11 protein-coding genes are annotated in these 19,633 nt (G+C 65.8%); 4 read left to right on the plus strand and 7 right to left on the minus strand.

The features are described from left to right. Positions 1-79 precede the first annotated feature (79 nt). The 4 genes from FBZ90_RS10830 to FBZ90_RS10845 all read right to left on the minus strand — a co-directional run bounded on the left by FBZ90_RS10830 (position 80) and on the right by FBZ90_RS10845 (position 8,288). Positions 80-1,534 carry an aldehyde dehydrogenase gene (locus FBZ90_RS10830; RefSeq protein ID WP_145731897.1) on the minus strand — a complete coding sequence of 485 codons (1,455 nt, stop codon included), beginning with the start codon at positions 1,532-1,534 and terminating at the stop codon, positions 80-82. Between the two features lie 153 nt (positions 1,535-1,687). Further along, complete coding sequence (locus FBZ90_RS10835) at positions 1,688-2,527, minus strand: p-hydroxycinnamoyl CoA hydratase/lyase (RefSeq protein ID WP_145731899.1); 840 nt, start codon at positions 2,525-2,527, stop codon at positions 1,688-1,690. A 271-nt stretch (positions 2,528-2,798) separates the two neighbouring features. Further along, positions 2,799-6,545, minus strand: coding sequence for a two-component regulator propeller domain-containing protein (locus FBZ90_RS10840; protein ID WP_186455725.1), 3,747 nt, complete (start codon positions 6,543-6,545; stop codon positions 2,799-2,801). A gap of 270 nt (positions 6,546-6,815) precedes the next feature. Beyond that, positions 6,816-8,288 carry an SAM-dependent methyltransferase gene (locus tag FBZ90_RS10845; RefSeq protein ID WP_186455726.1) on the minus strand — a complete coding sequence of 491 codons (1,473 nt, stop codon included), beginning with the start codon at positions 8,286-8,288 and terminating at the stop codon, positions 6,816-6,818. Positions 8,289-8,501: 213 nt separating this feature from the next. Here FBZ90_RS10845 and FBZ90_RS10850 point away from each other — a divergent pair, with 213 nt between their 5' ends. From FBZ90_RS10850 to FBZ90_RS10865, 4 genes are all read left to right on the plus strand, one after another. Beyond that, the gene (locus FBZ90_RS10850) at positions 8,502-10,196 is read left to right on the plus strand and encodes an ABC transporter substrate-binding protein (RefSeq protein ID WP_145731905.1); all 1,695 of its coding nucleotides are present in this window, start codon (positions 8,502-8,504) and stop codon (positions 10,194-10,196) included. Positions 10,197-10,429: 233 nt separating this feature from the next. Continuing rightward, entirely contained in the window at positions 10,430-12,415 is a 1,986-nt protein-coding gene (locus tag FBZ90_RS10855) for a sensor histidine kinase (protein ID WP_186455727.1), read from the plus strand. A 111-nt stretch (positions 12,416-12,526) separates the two neighbouring features. Next, positions 12,527-12,775 (plus strand): Os1348 family NHLP clan protein, encoded by a 249-nt coding sequence (locus FBZ90_RS10860; protein ID WP_145731909.1) that lies wholly within the window; start codon positions 12,527-12,529, stop codon positions 12,773-12,775. Between the two features lie 141 nt (positions 12,776-12,916). Then, a complete protein-coding gene (locus tag FBZ90_RS10865) occupies positions 12,917-14,899 on the plus strand; it encodes a RiPP maturation radical SAM C-methyltransferase (protein WP_145731911.1) in 1,983 nt (660 codons plus the stop codon). A gap of 55 nt (positions 14,900-14,954) precedes the next feature. Here the strand turns inward: FBZ90_RS10865 and pgmB are convergent, their stop codons facing one another. The 3 genes from pgmB to FBZ90_RS10880 form a co-directional block, all read right to left on the minus strand. Further along, a complete protein-coding gene (gene pgmB, locus FBZ90_RS10870) occupies positions 14,955-15,599 on the minus strand; it encodes a beta-phosphoglucomutase (protein ID WP_145731913.1) in 645 nt (214 codons plus the stop codon). Next, positions 15,586-17,967 carry a glycoside hydrolase family 65 protein gene (locus FBZ90_RS10875; protein WP_145731915.1) on the minus strand — a complete coding sequence of 794 codons (2,382 nt, stop codon included), beginning with the start codon at positions 17,965-17,967 and terminating at the stop codon, positions 15,586-15,588. The genes pgmB and FBZ90_RS10875 overlap by 14 nt, the downstream gene beginning before the upstream one ends. A gap of 106 nt (positions 17,968-18,073) precedes the next feature. Beyond that, positions 18,074-19,534: an MFS transporter gene (locus tag FBZ90_RS10880; protein WP_246130295.1), complete on the minus strand. Its 1,461-nt coding sequence runs from the start codon at positions 19,532-19,534 to the stop codon at positions 18,074-18,076. Between the last annotated feature and the right edge of the window lie 99 nt (positions 19,535-19,633).

A 19,633-nucleotide genomic window follows, 5' to 3' on the forward strand; every position in this document is an offset into this window, starting at 1 on the left:
AAGAGATGGGGAGGGGAAGGACGCAAGCGATAAGGGACCGGCCATCCCCCAAGCGGTAAGGATGGCCGGTTGAGAGGAGTCAGATGGGATAGTGGCGCGGGCCCGTCTGGATGGTGACCCAGCGCAGCTCGGTGAACTCGGCCACGCCCCACTTGCCGCCGAAGCGGCCATAGCCGCTGCTTTTCACGCCGCCGAAGGGCATTTGCGCTTCGTCATGCACGGTGGGGCCGTTGATATGGCAAATACCGGACTCGATGCGCTGGGCCAGGGTCAGGGCGCGGGCGACATCCCGGCTGAACACGGCGGCGGACAAGCCGTATTCGCTGTCATTGGCCACGCGGATGGCGTCCTCATCCCCGTCCACGCGCATGACGGCGACGACGGGTCCGAAGGATTCCTCAGCGTAAAGCTTCATTTCCGGTGTGACACCGTCCACCACCGTCGCCTGCATGATCGCACCCTCGATCACGCCACCGGCGGCGATGCGAGCGCCCTTGGCCACGGCGTCGTCCAGCAGGGTCTTGATGCGCTGGCCAGCCTGGACGTTCACCAACGCGCCCAGGATGGAACCGGGGGCCGACGGATCGCCCGCCGTCAAGGTGCGGGCCTTGGCCGCCAGCTTGGCCACGAAGGTGTCCGCGACGCGCGCGTCCACCACCAGGCGCTCGGTCGACATGCAGATCTGGCCCTGGTTGAAGAAACCGCCGAAGGCGGCGGCGTCCACCGCCGCGTCCAGGTCGGCGTCGTGCAGCACCAGCAGTGGCGCCTTGCCGCCCAGTTCCAGCAGGGCGGGTTTCAGGTGCTTGGCCGCCAGTTGCGCGACGATGCGGCCCACGCCGGTGGATCCGGTGAAGTTCACCCGGCGCACGGCCGGGTTGGCGATCAGCCGCTCCACAATGGCGGCCGCGTCGGCAGGGGCGTTGGTGATGACGTTCACCACGCCATCGCCCAGGCCGGCGTCCTGCAGGATCTGGCCGATCAGGCGGTGGGTGGCGGGGCACTGCTCACTGGCCTTCAGCACCACGGTGTTGCCGCAGGCCAACGGGGTCGCGATGGCGCGGGTGCCCAGGATGACGGGGGCGTTCCAGGGGGCGATGCCCAGCACCACGCCGCAAGGCTGGCGCAAGGCCAGGGCCATGTTGCCGGGCACGTTGGTCGGGATGACCTCGCCGTTGATCTGGGTGGTCATGGCCGCCGCTTCGCGCAGCATGTTGGCCGCCAGCATGGCGTTGAAGCCGTACCAGTTGGGCATGCCGCCGATCTCGGCCGCGCCGATGGCGATGAAGTCCTTGGTGCGGGCGTCCATCAGGTCCGCCGCCTTCATCAGGCGCTGGCGGCGCTCCCCCGGGCTCAGCGCGGACCAGGCTGGGAAAGCGGCCTGGGCGGCCGCCACGGCGGCGTCGGCATCGGCCAGGGCGGCGGCGGCGGCGATGGTCACCCCTTCGCCGCTGACGGGGTTGGTCCGGGTGAAGGTGGCGCCGTCGGCGGCGGGGACGTCGCGCCCTCCGATCAGCAGGCCTGTCGTCGTGCTCATGGCAACCCTCCCTGGGTTTATTGTTCTGCTGGTACTTCGGTCTGGCCGCCCACGCGCATCCCTGCCCCCAGGGCGTAAGGATGCGCCCCCGGGGCGTAAGGGTGGCGGCTTTATCCTTACCGCATGGGGGCGTTTCCGCCCCCTACCGGTCCGTCAACCGCGCTTGTAGGTTTGCAGGCCCGGCTTGATGGCCTTGTCGTCCAGGAACTGCTTCAGGCCCTGCTCCCGGCCCTTTTCCGGATCGCGCAACTGGGCCTGGTCCAGCTTGGCGTACAGGTAATCCTCGTTCTGCTCCCAGGTCAGTTCGCGGCAGCGCTTGAAGCCGTGCTTGGCGGCGCGCAACACCACGGGGTTCTTGGCCAGCAGCACCTGGGCCAGCTTGGTGACCTCGTCACGCAGCTGTTCGCGCGGCACGCTCTTGTTCACCAGGCCCATCTGGGCGGCCTGCGGGCCGGTGAAGGTTTCACCGGTCATGATCAGGTGCAGGGCGGCGCGGTGGCCGATGGTGTCCGCCAGGGCCTTGCTCACCAGGTTGCCCGGCGGGATGCCCCAGTTGATCTCCGACAGGCCGAACACCGCCTCGTCGGCGCAGATGGCCAGGTCGCACGCCACCAGGGGGGAGAAGGCGCCGCCGAAGCACCAGCCGTTGACCATGGCGATGGTCGGCTTGGAATACATGCGCAGCAGCCGCCACTGCCAGGTCGAGGCGTCGCGGCGCACCTTTTCCTGCAGGATTTCCGGGCCGGCATCGGTCTCGCGGAAATATTCCTTCAGGTCCATGCCGGCGGTCCAGGCGTCACCGGCGCCCGTCAGCACCAGCACCTGGGCGTCGCCATCCAGCTCCAGCGTTTCCAGCACGTCGACCATGTCCCGGTTCAGGGTGGGGCTCATGGCGTTGCGCTTGTCGGGACGGTTCAGGGTGACCCAGGCGATACCATCCACGACATCGACCAGGACGGTCTTCCAGCGATCCGCATACTTAGATTGGGACATGGGCCTCTAGGCTCCTTGGCTGCATTTCCTCCGGCGGCCGTTCCGGGCGGGCGATGCGCGGACGCTGGGCCCTTCATGTCCGGACGACGATTAACTTATAGAAGATAACTATTATGGACGCAATAGATCTCGCGGGCGATCTTCCATACCCGGTCCCGACCCTCCCGGTTGCCAGCCACGGATCGGCGTTGCCGTTTGCGACGTCGCAAACGGTGACGGGTGGCAAATGGGAAGGCCGCCGGTACGCCGGACGGAATCAGGGTGTCAGGGCTCAGGCACGAAAGGCGCGCAGGCGGTCAGCCGCCGTGGCGCTCTGATTGGCGGCGATCATCGACGGAATGACCAGGGTGACCGTGGTCCCCTGCCCGGGTACGCTGTCCACCGTCAAATTGCCCTTCAGCCGCTGGGTGACGTGGTTGTAGGCCACATGCAGGCCCAGGCCGGGATGGCCGCGTCCACGGGCGGTGGTGAAGAAGGGGTCGAGGATGTGAGGCAACACGTCGGCCGGGATGCCCCGGCCATTGTCCGCGACGGAGATCATCACCACGCCGCCTTCGGCCGAGGCCGTGACCGTCACATGCCCGTGGGACCCGGGGTCGAAGGCGTGGTCGGCGGTATTCGCCAGGATATGGGTCAGGGCGTTGACCAGGGATTCCGGCACCGTGGAAACGACCAGGCCATAGGGCACGTCCACCGTCAGTTCGATGGCGCCCTGGGCCAGGGCGGTGCGCGCCACGTCGGCGACATCGGGCAGCAGGGTGGACAGGTCGACCTCCGTCACCTTGCTTTCGCCATCTTCGGCGGCGATGGCGGTGAAGCTCTTGACCAGGGCCGCCGTGCGCTTCGTGTTACGCTCGACCAAATCTGCCAGGTCGGACCATTCCTCCAGTCCGGTTTCCAGCGCGTTGCGTGTCAGCTTGCCTTGGGCGATGTTGTCGCGCACGTCCTCCAGACTGCCGCGCAGGCTGCCGGCGGCGGTGAGCACGACGCCCAGGGGCGTGTTGACCTCATGCGCCACGCCCGCCACCAGCCGGCCTAGTGAGGCCATCTTCTCCTGCTGTATCAACTTGGACTGGGTGGTGCGCAAATCGGCCAGGGCCTGCGCCGTCTCCATCCAGGCGGTTTCGGCGCGGCGATAGGAATCGGCATTCTCCAGCGCGATGGCGCTGTAGGCGCACAAGGTGCGGAAGATCATTTGCTCGCGGTCGCCATAGGCATGGTCGGCGACCACCACCAGCACGCCCAGCACGCGGTTCTCCACCACCAGCGGGTAGGCCAGGGCCACCCCGTCCTCCACCGTCTCCGTCAGTTCCTGCCGGCTTTGCGCGGCGCGGGCGGGCAGGGACAGCGGGTCGTCCAGATAGACGGGCTCCACCGCGCTGCCATCGGCCGTCGCCGGCTCCAGGTAAGCACCCTGCAGGCGGTACAGCACCAGGCGGTGGCCGGTCAGCAATTCACCGACATAGCGCTTCAGTGTGCTCAGCACGGCGTCTAGGATCAGGGTGGCGGTGATGTCCTGGCCGGCATCGCCCAGGCGCCGCAGGATGGCGGCGGACTGGGTCAGAGCCGCGTTCGCTTCGGTCAGTTCCGTGGTGCGCTGGGCCACCACCGCCTCCAGCTCGCGCTGGCGGCGGCGCAGGATGGCGGTGCGGCCGCGCACCACAAGGCCCACGGCCCCGGCCAGGCCCGCGATGCCCAGGATTTGCGCCCACCAGGTCTGGTACCAGGCGGGCAGGATGGCCAGCGGCACCGTCACTTCCGCGCTGGACCATTGACCGCTGCGGTTGCTGCCCCGCACCCGCAGGGCGTAGTTGCCGGGCGGCAGGTTCGTGTAGGCGATCTGCCGCCAGTTGCCGTCGATCTCCTGCCAATCCCGGTCCAGGCCTTCCAGTTTGTAGGCATAGCGGTTGCGCTCCGGCGCGGAGAAGTCCAGCGATGCGACCTCCAGGCGGAAGCCATGTTCGTCTGGATTGACCGTCAGGGGTGTGGTGGTGTGCGCGACCTGCCAGCCCGGTACCTGCCGGCGCCCGATGTAAGCCTGGGTCACCACCACCGGCGGCACATAGGTCCAGTCCGCCAGCAGGCGGGGGTGAATCAGGGTGACGCCATCCTCCGCGCCGAACAGAATCTCCCCGTTGGGGCCAGTGGCGACCGAGGTGGACCAATGTGTGGTGAGCCAAACGCCGTCGGAGCGCTGGAAGGCGCGGATAGCCATGGTGATGGGGTCGATGCGGACCACGCCGGTGTCCGTGGACACCCAGATGAACCCATCCTCGTCCTGGGCCACGGCGTTGGCGGTGGCCAGCAGCGGTTCGACGTCGCTGGCCAGGAATTTCACCGGCCGCCGGCCGCTGGCGTCGGGCCGGCCCACCATGGCGACACCCTGGCCATAGAGGGTGGCCCATAGCCGACCCTGGCGGTCGGTCGCCAGCGACGCGATGTTGTGGCTGGTCAGGGTGGTGGGGTTGCCGCTGTCCAGGTCGATCTTCTGCACCCGGCCGGTATCGGTGCGGGCCAGGTAAAGCCCGCTGTAGGTGCCGATCCAAAGGCCATGGTTCTCCGCAGGCTCCAGCACGGTGATGCGCTGGTCGCGCAGGCCGCCGTCCCCCTGGCCCAGGGGGCGGACCGTTCCGGCGGACGGGTTATAGGACCAGACACCGATGTTGGCATCGCCGATCCACAGCTGCGTGCCGTCCCACATCAGGCTGGAGATGTTCAGGCTGGTATCCAGGCCCGGTACCCGCACCAGGCGCACGGCGCTGGCGTTCAGATCGGTGCGGTACAGGCCGTCGCGGGTGCCGATCCAGACGGTGCCGTTTTGCTGGACCGCGAATGATCTGATCGATTTCGACGGCAAGGCATGCTCTGGGTTGCCCGGGTCCGATGCCAGGTGGGAGACAAGCTGGCCGGTGGCATCCAGCACGTCCACACCGCCGCGCCCACGGCCCAGCCACAGCTTGCCGTCCGGGGAAACCATCAGGGAATGGGCGCTGCGGTCTTCCGTCTGGGGATTGGCCGAAATCGGCGTCAGGAAGCGAAAGGCTTGCGCCGTGGAATCGAAACGGCACAGCCCCGGGTAGGTGCCGACCCAAATCAATCCCGATTTATCTTTGTACAGCGACAGGACGTTGTCGTTCAGCAGGCTGTCGGGAACGGTGCGGTTGCGCTTGATGGCCTTGGCTGTACCGCTTGCCAGGTCGACTTCCAGGATGCCATTGCCCATGGTGCCGACCCAAAAGATGTCCGGCGCAATCTCCAGAACGGCCCTGACCCAGTCCCCGGCCACGTTGGCGAAGGGGGCCGGCAGGGGCTGGAATTCGGCCACCCCATCCTTTTCCAGTTGCACCAGGAGCACGCCGTGCCGGCTGGTGCCCACCCACAGGCGGCCGTGCCCGTCCTCATACAAAGCGGTGACGCCGTCCATAGCGGCCGCGCGGGGCAGGGGGATGTTGCGGAATTCCGTTTGACCGGGCGGAAGGTAGGCCAGGCCATTGGCCGTGCCCACCCATAGATAGCCCCGGTGATCCCGCTTCAACGCCTGGACCTTGTCACCCACGACCCCGCCGGCCGGGTTGTCCACGCCATGCAGGTGATCGGCTGTTGCCTGGTTGGCGGATAGATGATCCAGACCGCTTTCCGTTCCCACCCAAAGGCCGCCGTCGCCGTCATCCTCGATGCTTCGGACATCGATATGACTCATGATTTCCAATGGTATCCGCACGAAACGGTCGGTGGCCGGGTCGTAGCGCACCAGGCCGGCGGCGCTGGTGCCGACCCACAGCCGTCCTTGGGTGTCGGTGTGCAGGGTGCGGATGTTGCTGTCGGGCAGGCCAAAGGGGCCGGTTGCCCCGCCACCATAAGATTTGAAGTGATATCCGTCGAACCTGGCCAAGTTATTGGCTGTGCCGATCCAGAGGTAGCCTTCCCGATCCTGCTCGATGGCAGTGATGTATTCGATGCTGCCGCCCCTGTCTTCGTTGTACCGGGTGAACAGATCAATGATCGAGTTATGCCACATCTCCGCGGAAGAGGCCGAAAGCGGCGTGACAATTGACAGGCAAACGGCGGCCAGGGCGCCCACGCGCCTGATTTCGCGGAGTGTTTGGCGAATTTTCCCTGATAAGTCGGACATGAGGCTCACTTACACGTCGAACCATGGTGTCAGCGTGACCATTGATCCATCCATCGCAATGAGCGCCTCCGGTGAAGACGGGGCCCAGGCAGGCCAGTCCAATACGATGCCGCATTTAGACTTTTTGCCAAGACCCCGCTTTGATTTCACCCGCTTTTATTCAGCGGAGACGTTCTGCTCCTGGACGTCCTCGACGGAGACGTTCTGCTCCTGAACGTCCTCGACGGAGACGTTCTGCTCCTGAACGTCCTCGACGGAGACGTTCTGTTCCTGGACGTCCTCGACGGAGACGTTCTGTTCCTGAACGTCCTCGACGGAGACGTTCTGTTCCTGGACGTCCTCGACGGAGACGTTCTGTTCCTGGACGTCCTCGACGGAGACGTTCTGTTCCTGGACGTCCTCGACGGAGACGTTCTGCTCCTGGACGTCCTCTACGGAGACGTTCTGCTCCTGGACGTCCTCGACGGAGACGTTCTGCTCCTGAACGTCCTCGACGGAGACGTTCTGTTCCTGAACGTCCTCGACAGTGGCGGCAAGCTTAACAACGGGAACGACCGGAGCGGCGGACTTGCCCAGCGCCGCCAGCCAGCCTTGTTCATCCGCGTTCAGAACGCCGAAGCTGGTGACGTAGCGCACCGGGTCGGCGCGGAAGGCCTGGGCGGAGTTGGGGTCAAGGGCGATCTGTTGCATGGCCTTGAAATAGGCCGCGGACAGGGCGGGCGGCGCGGACGGCACCAGGGTGACGGGGGCCTGCGGTTCGGTCGGGGCGGGTAGGGGCTTGCCCACGATGGCACCGATGCCCAACCGCTCCGCCATGGCCATGTCATTGTCCAGGCTGTCCTTGGGCGGGATGTACAGCGTGCTGGCCTTGCTCAGGCGCTTCAGATTGGCCGGGTCCCTATAGGCGCCCAGCTTCAGGCGGCGCAGCACCGGCTTCTGGCCGGGACGGGTGGCCCCGACATAGTCGACGCAGGGGTGATCCGCGCCGTAAATCTCGATCAGGCGCTCGAACAGGATGGCGCGGCGCTCCAGGTTGTCGGTCACCGGCCGGAACAGGTCGCCCACGGGGCCCACCTGCATCAGCACCACATGCCCGCTGGTCACCAGCGGCCGGTTGCGCAGCAGGAAGTCGGTGGCCTCCAGGGCCTGATAGCCGGACTGGCTGGGGTCCACGCGCAGGTCGGCGAACAGATAGTCCAGCGACGACACGCCCGGCAGCAGGCAGGTGTCATAGCCCTCGGCCTTGGCCGTGGTCAGCGCCAGGCGGGCGGGTGCGACATAGAAACCGGGGTGGCCGTAGAACACGCCGGTGACCCGGCGGCCCGACCGCACCTCGGCCACCATCACCTCGGCCATTTGCACATAGGTCAGGCTGCGGCGCTTGTCGGCGCCATACAGGGTGGTGAGGTCGACGACGTTGGGATTCAAGGCATGAAGATCGGCCAGCATCAGCGGGTCGCGGATGCAATGGAACACGACATCGGCGTGGCGGATGTGGCCCTCGGCCTCCCGGGTCAGGTGCCCCAACGCCTGAATGCCGGTGCCCACGATAGCCAGGCTGCCACTGGATTGTTTCGCTTTGGTTTCAGACAGGATCGCGTGTGCATCCGCAATTCTGGTGTCCGGCATCAATACCCCCATCGGTTGAGTTTGTACGCGGGCAGATAAGCTAACAGTCTGCCGTCCGATGGGGTAGATCCAATGTGTCGCGCGGCACGTTTAACGGTTCGCCCCGGTGCCAATGGCCCAATGTCAATGGCGCGTTAATGGACCTTTGCAATCGGGCGGAGAATTGCATCATAGTGGCTGGAGTTAGCGTTAACGCAGATCAGGGGCGCTTCGTTGTTCGACATCGGCTTTTTTCGGATGCGGCTGAATCGCACCCCCTTTCTTGCCATAGCGCTCTTTTTGTTTCCGATCGTATGGTCCGGGATCATCGCTCCGGCCAACGCGGCGGAAAACGTGGAGCATGTGGTAACAACTGCCGTGATAGGCAGCTGGCCAGTCGATCTGCATCCCCTTACCAGTGATGAACTGGGCCATGTGACAGTGAAGCGTTTTCTGAACCGTCCGCTATTGGAGCAAGGCTCCAACGGGCCGGTCTGTTTGCATTGTGTGTCGGTTCCAACCGAGGTCGATGGATCCCTGCGCTTCACGCAAGCGGCTGATGGTAAAGTCGAAACCGTTGCCCGATATGTCATTCGCCCGGATGCGCGGTGGGGGGATGGTGTTTCCATTACGACGGCCGATGTCGCCTTCACTTGGAAAGTCATTAATCATGCGGGGCGGGCCCTGGCAGCCCTTGATTCCCGCTCGACCGAGATAAAGGACGTTCGCATCATTGATATGCGGACGTTTGAGGTGGCCTACAGCGGCATGCTCTGCGCCACTCGCCTGACGGTTCCCCCCATCGTGCCCAGCCATCTGGAGGAGGCGATCTGGGAGGCCGATCCCAAGAGCTATTTCGAGCGTTCCCTATATCGGACGAAGCCAGAAACTCCGGGGCTCTATTTGGGGCCATTTAGGTTGAATCGGATGTCTGGAAAGGCCCTGAGGCTTGTCCGAAACGTTTACTGGGCCGGCCATCCGCCCACTTTCGACGTGGTCATCGCGACGGTGGTTGCCAATAAGTCAGATCTCGAGAGCTTGGTTCGTGACCGCAAGGTCGATACCTTCACCACGCTCGAATTTGATGTTGGGCGCCGCCTTGCGCAGGACATGGCTGACAAGTATACGGCCTTTTATGCCCCCAGCGATTTCCTGGTCCATCTGCGACCGAATTTCGACAACCCGATATTGTCTGACCTACGTGTCAGGAAAGCGCTGATGTACGGCCTTGACCGTGAAGCGCTTGTCGCCGCGCTATTGGATAACAAGGGGACGGTGGCGCAAAGTCTTCTTAGCCCGTTCATGCCTGGTTATGCCGTTGTCGACCGTTATACGTATAATCCGCAAAAAGCGGCGAGCCTGTTGGATGAAGCGGGGTGGGTCAAGGGCAAAGATGGCCATCGCCACAACTCGGGGGGCAAGCCCCTGAAATTCGAGATACGTTACCGCCGGACCCAGCCTTGGATCGATTTGGCCCCCCAACTGGCCAAGGCCTGGAATAACTTGGGCGCGCAAGTGGATCTGGTTGAGGATCCTTCGTTAACGGGGGAGGCCGTGGATTCCCGGGTGCGTTATCCTGGCTTGGTTGGATTTTCGGAATGGTTGCTCGGGGGTGTCGAGGTGGCGCGCTATTGGTACCATTCCGCCATGGTTCCGACAGCGGAAAACGGGTGGCAGGGTAGCAACTATTTCGGAATCAAGGTGCCAGCCTTTGATGCGGCCATGGACCGCCTGCTTACCGCCGGCTGTGCGGTTGAGCCTCGCCGTGAGGCACTGGTGGATTTGCAGAAAGCTTATGCCGAGGGTTTGCCTGCGCTGCCTCTATGGTTTGGTACTGTGATCACCCTTTCCGATCATCGTCTTGAGGGTACCGTGAACCCCCGGACGTTCTCCGCGGCACCGGTCGAAGATTGGCGGTTGCGGCAGTAGCTTGCTGGCGCACCCGCAATTTCTGTCGGGCGATTTGCCCTGTGATGCATCCCTTGCGGGTGTTATCACCATTGCTTGGCCAGAAATGGGCGTGTCATGCATTTCGTATGGGTGGCGGGTTGGGAGAATTGGTGCGCAACGACGGGATAAAGGGGTGGGGTCGTAACGCTGCCGTCGCGCCCTCCCCACGGTTGATCGAAAGTTTGCGGAGTGGGCTGAGGATTCTGGCGCCCGTGCTGGCGGCCGGGCTGCTGATGATAGCACTGTTCGGAACCGGGGAACGCACGCTTCACCGTCTAACCGGCGCCATCGACCAGATTGTTGATCGGAATTTGGCTGGCAGCGTCAAGCTGGCGGATATCAACACCCGCGTTCAAAGCGTCAATGCCCGCTTTAATCGCCTTCTTGCTGTGAAGTCCGCTGGCCGCCAAGGGGTTGATGTCGATGCGGAGTTGGCCGCAATTACGGCTCAGGTCGACAATCTGGCCAGCGACCTTCAGTCCTACCGCGATGTCTATGCCACACCTGCGCAACGGGTTCGGTTGGACGAAATACTGCGCAAACTTGCCGATTATAAAAGCGCGGTCGCCTGGGTCGGCTCAATGCTTGGGATTGATTTCGCCAGCACAGTCAGTTTCATCGAGCCCTTCGGCGAAGTCTTTAATCGTGTCCAGGTGGAACTGACCAGTATCGTCACTGAAACCAGCAAGGATGCCCAAGGCCAGGCCGTCGAAGCGACGCGCCAAGCGGAAAAGACGATTCGGACCTTTCTTTACTCTGCCGTGGCGGTGATGCTGGGCATCGCCTTGCTGGCGTGGCTGATTGGACGTTATCAGCAACATTTGCGGATCAGTTCCGAAATGTTGCGTCAACAGGTTGAGGCTCGAACCGCGGAACTGCGCCAAGCCAATGACGACCTCGCCGCATCGGCCGATGTTCTGCGTCAATTGGGAGACGCGGGCTTGGCACTGACCGCGTCGCTGGACCTGGCGGAGGTGCATGAGGCCCTATATCGGCACCTGTGCGGCCTGATTCCAATGGATGCATTCGGTGTTGTGCGCCTTTCGGGTGATGGTCGCGACATCGTGTTCGAGCATTTTGTCTTGAACGGACGCGCGCTTCCCGCCTTCTCACGATCGACCAGGGGCGCTACCGAACCGGCGGCCCGCGCCATGAAACTGCTAACGGAAGTGGTCACGGTCGGTGATGACGCGTCGATCTGGATGGCTGATGTGGTGGGCTGGGCCGACGGGGCCCGGATACGCGCGGCGGTGTGGCGCCCGCTGGTGGTCTCCGGCAATGTGCTGGGCCTGATCACCGTGCAAAGCCATGATGGCGATGCCTATGGTCCGCGCACGCTCGAGATCTTGCGTTCCGCGTGCGCCTACGCAGCCATAGCCATCGCCAATGCGCGGTCCTACCGTGACCTGGAAGCCACCTTATCGGAACTGCGGGCCGCGCAGGATAAGTTGGTGCAGCAGGAAAAAATGGCGTCCCTGGGCCGACTGGTCGCTGGGGTGGCTCACGAGATCAACACCCCCCTGGGGGTGGTGCTGACCGCCGCCGGCAGTCTTTATGGCGGGGTCACGGATCTCCGCGATGCCATTGCAGGTGGACGGTTAACACGGGCGGCGTTGGAACAGGGAATCGCCGAATGGGCGGACCTCGCCACCGTAGTGGAACGCAATGCGGTGAGAACGGCGGCGCTTGTCAAAAGCTTTTCCGCCGTCGCTGTTGATCAGGTGGACAGCCGGCCGCTGGAAACTGATCTTTCGGTTTTGCTTTGCGACGTGGTGACTTTATTCCGCCCAGCCCTGGACAGGGCGGCGATACGCCTGGACTTCGTGGTGGCAGATGCCTTGGTTGTCAGGACAATCGGGGAGTCCCTGACGGATGCGTTGACCCGTGTCATGGCCAACACCATCGATCACGCTTTCGCTTCCGGTCAGGGCGGTCACGTTATTCTATCCGCTACCGCCGCCAGTGACGGCGGTGCGGTTATTACGATCGTCGATAATGGCGCCGGTATTCCCGCCGATGCTTTGCCGCACGTTTGCGACCCCTTTTTCACCACCGCCCGGGGCAATGGACATCCCGGTTTGGGCCTGCACGTGGCGTTCAATCAAGTGACGCAGCGGCTGAACGGCTCTCTGGTTGTGGAAAGCACCCAAGGGCAAGGCACGCAGGTCACGTTGCGCATCCCATCTCTCGATAGTTGATATTTCACTAAAGTTATAATATTTTCGGCTCATAAATTTGCGCGCCGTAGGAGTAAAGCCAAGCACCTGGGCGCTTTAGGTTAGTATTCACATTGGCACCATGGGGGATTTATGACTCAATTTCTGACCGAGATGACGCCCGAGGATGTGCAGAAGGTCCTGGGGCGTGCCCTGCTGGAGCCTGGCTTCCGTAAGCAATTGCTGGCTGATCCCAAGGGTACGCTGGCCATTCTGGGCTATAAGGCATCTGCGGAGGCTCTGGCGTTCTTTGCCAAGCTTGGAGATCAAGCATTTGGCAATGCCGCTGATGATTTGGCAGCTCATATTGCCTCGAACCCGCTTCCGGATGTCTGGTATTAATTAATTATCAGAAGTATCCGTTTCTGAATATCTACAGAGTTGCGATGTCCGTCGAGACGTTGCGAGTGACATTTAAGGTCAGCGCGTCTTTTCAGCAGAGCCGAAGGGGCGCGCTTTCCGCTTTATCCGGAACCGACAAACATGAAGTTTGCGACGGCAGCGATTGAAAGCGGTGCCGGCCGCACTCTGCTAGTGGCCATGCCCGTTGCCGCCTTGCACTACCCCGTCATCGGCCTGTCCCTGCTGAAGGGCGCGCTGGCCCGGCAGGGGATGGCGGCGGATATCCGGCATTTCTATCTGGATTTCGCGGACTATATCGGTTTCGACGCCTATGCCGCGGTCGAGGACAGCCGCTATTTCCTGGCCATGGTGGGGGACTGGGTGTTCGCCGGGGCCGCCCATGGGACGCCGCAGACGGAGCCCTTCACCTTTCTGAACGGCCTCATGGCGGGGGATTACGGCCGGTATTTCAGCGCGCAGCGCCTGATGGGCATCCTGGAGGCCCGCACCAAGGCTCTTGCCTTCATTGAGCACTGCTTCGGCCTGGTCGACTGGTCGCGCTATATGGTCGTCGGCTTCTCCACCTCCTTCCAGCAGACCATGGCCTCGCTGGCCCTGGCGCGGCGCATCAAGGCGGCGCACCCCCACATCCTCATCGTCTTCGGCGGCGCCAATTGCAGTGATGAGATGGGGGTGGAACTGCACCGCCGTTATCCCTTCATCGACGTCGTCGTGGGGGGCGAGGCCGAGGAGGTGTTGCCCGAGCTGGTGCGCCGCCATGCCGCCGGGCTGACCCTGGAGGGCCTGCCCGGCACCACGGTGCGCGGGCCGGATGGCGCCACCGTCCCCGCCACCGCGCCCGCCGGCATGATCACCGACATGGACAGCCTGCCGGCCCTGGACTACGCCGATTTCTATGCCGACCGCGCCCGCCTGCCGGCGGTGGCGGAGCGCTTCCCCGCTTTCCCGCTGTTTGAGAGCGCGCGCGGCTGCTGGTGGGGGCAGAAGCACCACTGCACCTTCTGTGGCCTGAACGGCCTGGGCATGGCCTATCGCAGCAAGAGCCAGGACCGCGCCTATGCCGAACTGACCGCCGTGGCCGACCGCTTCGGGCGCGAGATCATGGTGGTCGACAACATCCTGGACAGCCGCTACTTCGGCGATTTCCTGCCCCGCCTGGCGGCGCTGGACCGGCCCTTGCTGCTGCATTACGAGGTCAAGGCCAACCTGCGGGCGGGTCAGCTGGCCCTACTGGGCCAGGCCGGCGTGCGCAAGATTCAGCCGGGCGTGGAATCTCTCAGCACCCCCGTGCTGGCCCTGATGCGCAAGGGCACCACCCTGCTGCGCAACGTCCAGACCTTGCGCCTGGCGGCGGAGGCCGGGGTGCTGGTGGACTGGTCCCACCTCTACGGCTTCCCGGGGGAGACGGCGGACCACTATCGCGCGGCGGCGGCGGCGGTGCCCAAGATCATGCACCTGCACCCGCCCGGTGGTTTTCATCGGGTGCGCGCCGACCGGTTCAGCCCGTACTTCAACGACCCGGCGGCCTTCGGCGTAACCATCCAGCCGGTGCCAGGCTACGCCCACATCTACCCGCACGACGCCGACAGCCTGACGCGCCTGGCCTATCATTTCGACATGGTGCCGGAGCGGCCGGATGAAGACCTGGCGGCGGCCCATGCCGCCCTGGCGGCAGAGCTGGAGCGGTGGCGGAAGGGGGAGGCGACGCTGACCCTGACCCCGGCGGCCGGAGCGGCGCCCGATGGAGCGGCGCCCAATGGAACGGCGGTGGTGGAAGACGGACGTGCCGGCCCACTCCGCCGGTATGAGCTGGATGCGGTGGCCACGGCGGTGTTGACGGCTTGCGCGGAAATCCAGGGTGTCGGGCCCCTGCTGAAACTCCTGGCGCCCCGCTTCGGCGCGGACGCGGTGACGGCGGCGGTGGCGGGGCTGGAGGCGCTGGACCTGCTGCTGCGCGAGGGTGATGAACTGCTGGCCCTACCGTTGCGCCAACCCGGCTTCGCCCGCGCCCCCCGGCATGAGGAAATCCGCACCTCCTGGGGGCTGTCCTATTTCCACCACGCCCAGCAGGCGGCTGGGCGCGTTCCGGAACCGGTGGCCTGACCTTCCCGGCAAGGGCCGGCGCCGGGCCCCCACGCGGTAAGGATAAGGGGGCGCGTTACAGGAAATCGCCGATGTGGAGCTGCGCGGTCGTGGGCACCACGTAATCGGCCCGCGTCAGGACGGTGGGATCGCCGATGCCCACCGCCACCATGCCGGCATCCTTGATGCTGATGATGCCGGCCACCGAATCCTCGATGCCCAGGCAGCGGTCCGGCGCCACCCCCACCAGGCGCGCGGCCTCCAGGAACAGGTCTGGCGCGGGCTTGGGCGCCTTCACCGCCGCCGGGTCGGCGATGGCGTCGAACAAGGGGGCGATGCCCAGCTGTTCCAGCAGGGGCGGGGCGTTGCGGCTGGCGGAGGCCAGCGCGATCTTCAGCCCGGCGTCGCGCGCCTCCTCCAGCACCCGCCGGGCGCCGGGCAGCAGGTCGTCGGGCGTCTGCTCGGCGACGGCGGCGGTGTAATAGCCGTTTTTCCGGTCGGCCAGCACCCGCTTTTCCTCCGCCGTCCGCGTGACGCCGCCGTGGGCCAGGATCAGCTCCAGCGAGCCCATGCGGTCGACGCCCTTCAGCTTCTCCTCGAACGCGGGTTCCAGGTGGATGCCCAGCTCCTCCCCCAGGCGGCGCCAGGCGGCGAAGTGGATGTGGGCGGTGTCGGCCAGGACCCCGTCCAGGTCGAACAGCACGGCGTCAAAGCGCGGCATGGCGGGCGCCCTCCATCACCTGTTCCGGGGCTATTGGTGTCAGGTGCACGACCTGGCCATGGTGGCTCAGCGCCAGCCCGGGCCCCGCCAGCAGGCGGTAGCTGGTTGCGGCGTCGCAACCGACGACGACCTCGATGCGGTTGCCCCGGAAATCCATGCGGAAGCGATAGCTGGTCCAGCCGGGGGGCAGGGTGGGGGTAAAGCGTAGGGTGCCGCCCAGGGCGTGCAGCCCGGCGAAGCCCTGGACCAGGGCCATCCAACTGCCGGCCATGGCCGCCATGTGCAGGCCGTGGCCGGTGTTGTGGTGCAGGTCGTCCAGGTCGACCAGGGCGGTGTCCTTGAAATAGGCCAGCGCCTTGTCCATCTGGCCCAGCCGCGCCGCCAGCAGGGCGAACACCCCCGCCGACAGGGTGCTGTCATGCACCGTCACCGCCTCATAGAAGGCGAAGGACCGGCGCACGGCCTCCGGCTCGAAGCGATGGGGCAGCAGGCAGAAGGCGAGGACGGCATCCGCCTGCTTGCACACCTGGTGGCGGTACAGCACCAGGGGGTGATAGTGCATCAGCAGGGGATGGTGGTTGGCGGGCGTGCCGGCGAAATCCCAGGGCTTCTTGTTCAGGAAACTGTCGTCCTGCGGATACAGGCCGCTGGCCTCGTCATAGGGCAGGTACATGGCCGCCGCCGCCTGGCCCCAGCCCTCCGGCTCCTCGGCACCCAGGCCGATGGCGGCGGCGATGCGGGCGAACGCCTCCGGCTTTTCCCGGCCCAGGCGGGCGGCAACCTCGGCCGCGTACTCCAGGTGCGCCTGGGCCATGGCGTTGGTGTACAGGTTGTTGTCCACCATGGCCGTGTACTCGTCCGGCCCCGTCACCTCATGGATGCAGAACTGGCCACCGCGGCGGGGATTGTAGTGCCCCATGTCCAGCCACAGGCGCGCCGTTTCGAACAGGATTTCGGCGCCGTGGCGTACCAGGAAATCGTCGTCGCCGCTGGCGTCCATATACTGGCGCACGGCATGGGCGATGTCGGCGTTGATGTGGTACTGCGCCGACCCGGCGGGGAAATAGGCGGAGCACTCCGCCCCGCCGATGGTGCGCCAGGGATACAGGGCGCCCTTGCGGTGGCCCATGGCCCGCGCATGGGCGCGGGCGCCGTCCAGGGTGCGGTGCCGGTATTCCAGGATGGCGCGGGCCACCGCCGGCCGGGTGTAGACCAGCACCGGCAGGGCGAAGATCTCGGCATCCCAGAAGTAGTGGCCCTCATAGCCTTCGCCGCTCTGACCCTTGGCGCCGACGGAGGTCAGGCCGTCGCGCCCCGCCCCCTGCAACAGCTGGAACAGGTTGAAGCGCACCGCGCGCTCCAGCTCCGGCGCGCCGTCGATGGCGATATCCGAGGACAGCCAGAAGTCCTGCAGTGCCTGGGTCCGCGCTTGGCGCAGGCCGGGCAGGCCAATGGCGGTCGCCTGGCGCAGCGCCGCCACGGCGGTGGCGGCCAGCGCGTCATCGGCGGAGGGGCCGTCCCCGCCCCTGTCAGCGGCATAGGCGACACTCTTCACCAGGGTCAGGACGGCCCCCGGCGCCAGGGTGGCGCGGGCCGTGTGGCTGACGATGCCCTGGTCGCGCAGGCTGTTCACCAGGACGGGGCCGCCGCCGGTGAGGGTCATGGCATGGGACATGACCACGGCCACCCCCTGGCGGCTGCGGCCGGTGCGCAGCACCATGCCGTCGATACCGTCCTCCACGATCCAGCGGCGGAAGGCCAGGGCCGCCAGTTGCGGGCCGACGCGCGGGTCGTGCACGCCGTCCGCGTCCGCCGCCGGCGGCTGGTGCGGGGCCAGGCAGGAATCCACCACCACCTCCGCCGTGAAGTCCTCCGCCGTCACCTGGTACTGGATGACGACGGGGCCGGGATGGTCCTCCACCACCAGGCGCTCGGTGGCCAGCCGCAGGGTACGGCCGGCGGGAGAGCGCCAGCGCAGGCTGCGGTGCAGGACGCCGGTGCGGAGATCCAGCCAGCGGTGGTGCGCCAGCACGGTGCCGGTGGACAGGTCCAGCGGCTCGCCCTCGATGGTCAGGCCGATCAGGGTGCCATCCGGCACCGGGATGCGGGTGTCGCTGGCCTCGGCGAAGCCCGGCGCCTTCTCATGATAGGTGATGGGCGTGACTTCATAGACGCCGTTCAGATGCACGACCGGGGCGGTGGAGCGCGCATCCTCCTCCACGCCGCCGCGCACGCCGATGAAGCCGTTGCCCAGCGTGAACAGGGATTCGGTGCATTTCAGCGCCGCCGGGCTGTCGCCCTGGGCGACGACCACCCAGGGGTCGGTGGCGGACGGGGCGGCGGGGAAGGGGGGGAGGGAGGCTGTCACGGGCTGATCCACGTGGTGTTGATCGGGAGGTTCGGGGCAGGGATGGTCGGACCCGCCGGGGGATGGAGGTAACTCGGGCGGCAGCCCTTTGGTTCCGTCGGCGGGCTTAGGAGGAGGGGGTGGAGGATAGGGGGGCGGCCACGTCCTCCAGCGACCGGCCCTCCGCCTTCACCCCCAGGACCAGTTCGGTGATGGCGGCGGCGATCATCAGGCCGGCGCCCAGGACGTAGCCCCACAGCACGTTGGTGCGCGAACCGGTGTCGATCAGCGCGCCGAACACCAGCGGGCCGCAGACGCCGCCCAGGCCGGTGCCGAAGGCGAAGAACAGCGAGATCGCCACGGCGCGGATTTCCAGCGGGAAGCATTCGCTGACCGTGAGATAGGCCGAGCTGGCGGCGGCCGAGGCGAAGAAGAAGATGACGCTCCACGCCAGGGTGATGGTGGTGGCGGTCAGCAGGCCCTGCTGGAACAGGATGCCGGTGCCGATCAGCAGCACGCCCGACAGGGCATAGGTGCCGGCGATCATGGGCACGCGGCCGATGGTGTCGAAGAAGCGGCCGATGATCAGGGGACCCAGAAAGTTGCCGGCCGCGAAGGGCAGGATGTACCAGCCGACATCGTTGGAGGGCACGTCGAAGAACGAGGTCAGGACCAGGGCCTCGGTGAAGAAGATGGCGTTGTAGAAGAAGGCCTGGGCCGTCATCAGCGACAGGCCCAGCACGGTGCGCCGGCCATAGTCGCGCAGCAGCGACTTGGCCACGGCGGCGGTCGACACCGTCCGCAGCTCCCGCAGGCGCACGGGCGGGCCGGCGGGGGGCAGGGCCTGGCCCCGCGCCTGGATGGCACCCTCGATGCGGGCGACGATGGCCTCCCCCTCCGCCACGCGGCCATGGGTCATCAGCCAGCGCGGGCTTTCCGGGATGGCGCGGCGCAGCAGCAGGATGAACAGGCCCAGCACCGCGCCGGTGAAGAAGCTGGCGCGCCAGCCCATGTCCGGCCCCAGCAGATGCGGGTCCAGCAGCACCACGGACCCGACCGCGCCCAGGGCGGCGCCCAGCCAGTAGCTGCCGTTGATCACCAGGGTGACCCAGCCGCGGGCGCGGGCGGGGATCAGCTCCTGGATGGTCGAATTGATGGCCACGTATTCGCCGCCGATGCCGGCCCCGGTCAGGAAGCGGAAGACCAGCAGGCTGGTGAAATCCCAGCTGAAGGCGGTGGCGGCGGTGGCGGTCAGGTAGACCAACAGGGTGATGCTGAACAGCTTCTTGCGGCCCAGCCTGTCGGTCAGCCAGCCGAAGAACAGGCCGCCCAGCACGCAGCCGATGAGATAGGCGCTGCTGGCCGCCGAAACCTGGGCGTTGTTCAGCGCCAGCGACGGGCTTTCCTTCATGGCGCCGGCGACGGCGCCGGCCAGCGTGACCTCCAGCCCGTCCAGCACCCAGGTGATGCCCAGCGCCGCCACCACCAGGCTGTGGAACCGACCCCAGGGCAGGCGGTCCAGGCGGGCCGGGATGTCGGTTTCCGTCAGGGCGGTGGGCGGCGGGGCGATGGTGGCGGTATTGGACACGGGCAGGGTCACCTTCACGGGGAGGCCGAAGAAAGCAAAAGGAGGATGGGCGGACAAAGATCGGGGCAATGCCCGCCCATCCCCAGGGGCCGTCTTCGG

Origin of the sequence: Nitrospirillum pindoramense (assembly GCF_007827955.1) — a bacterium.
In the GTDB taxonomy this organism is placed as follows: domain Bacteria; phylum Pseudomonadota; class Alphaproteobacteria; order Azospirillales; family Azospirillaceae; genus Nitrospirillum; species Nitrospirillum amazonense_B.

Excerpts from the sequence above, each read along its gene's own strand:
- FBZ90_RS10830 (WP_145731897.1), bottom strand. The coding sequence starts at position 1,534 with ATGAGCACGACGACAGGCCTGCTGATCGGAGGGCGCGACGTCCCCGCC.
- FBZ90_RS10835 (WP_145731899.1), bottom strand. The coding sequence starts at position 2,527 with ATGTCCCAATCTAAGTATGCGGATCGCTGGAAGACCGTCCTGGTCGAT.
- FBZ90_RS10840 (WP_186455725.1), bottom strand. The coding sequence starts at position 6,545 with ATGTGGCATAACTCGATCATTGATCTGTTCACCCGGTACAACGAAGAC.
- FBZ90_RS10845 (WP_186455726.1), bottom strand. The coding sequence starts at position 8,288 with ATGCCGGACACCAGAATTGCGGATGCACACGCGATCCTGTCTGAAACC.
- FBZ90_RS10860 (WP_145731909.1), top strand. The coding sequence starts at position 12,527 with ATGACTCAATTTCTGACCGAGATGACGCCCGAGGATGTGCAGAAGGTC.
- FBZ90_RS10865 (WP_145731911.1), top strand. The coding sequence starts at position 12,917 with ATGAAGTTTGCGACGGCAGCGATTGAAAGCGGTGCCGGCCGCACTCTG.
- pgmB (WP_145731913.1), bottom strand. The coding sequence starts at position 15,599 with ATGCCGCGCTTTGACGCCGTGCTGTTCGACCTGGACGGGGTCCTGGCC.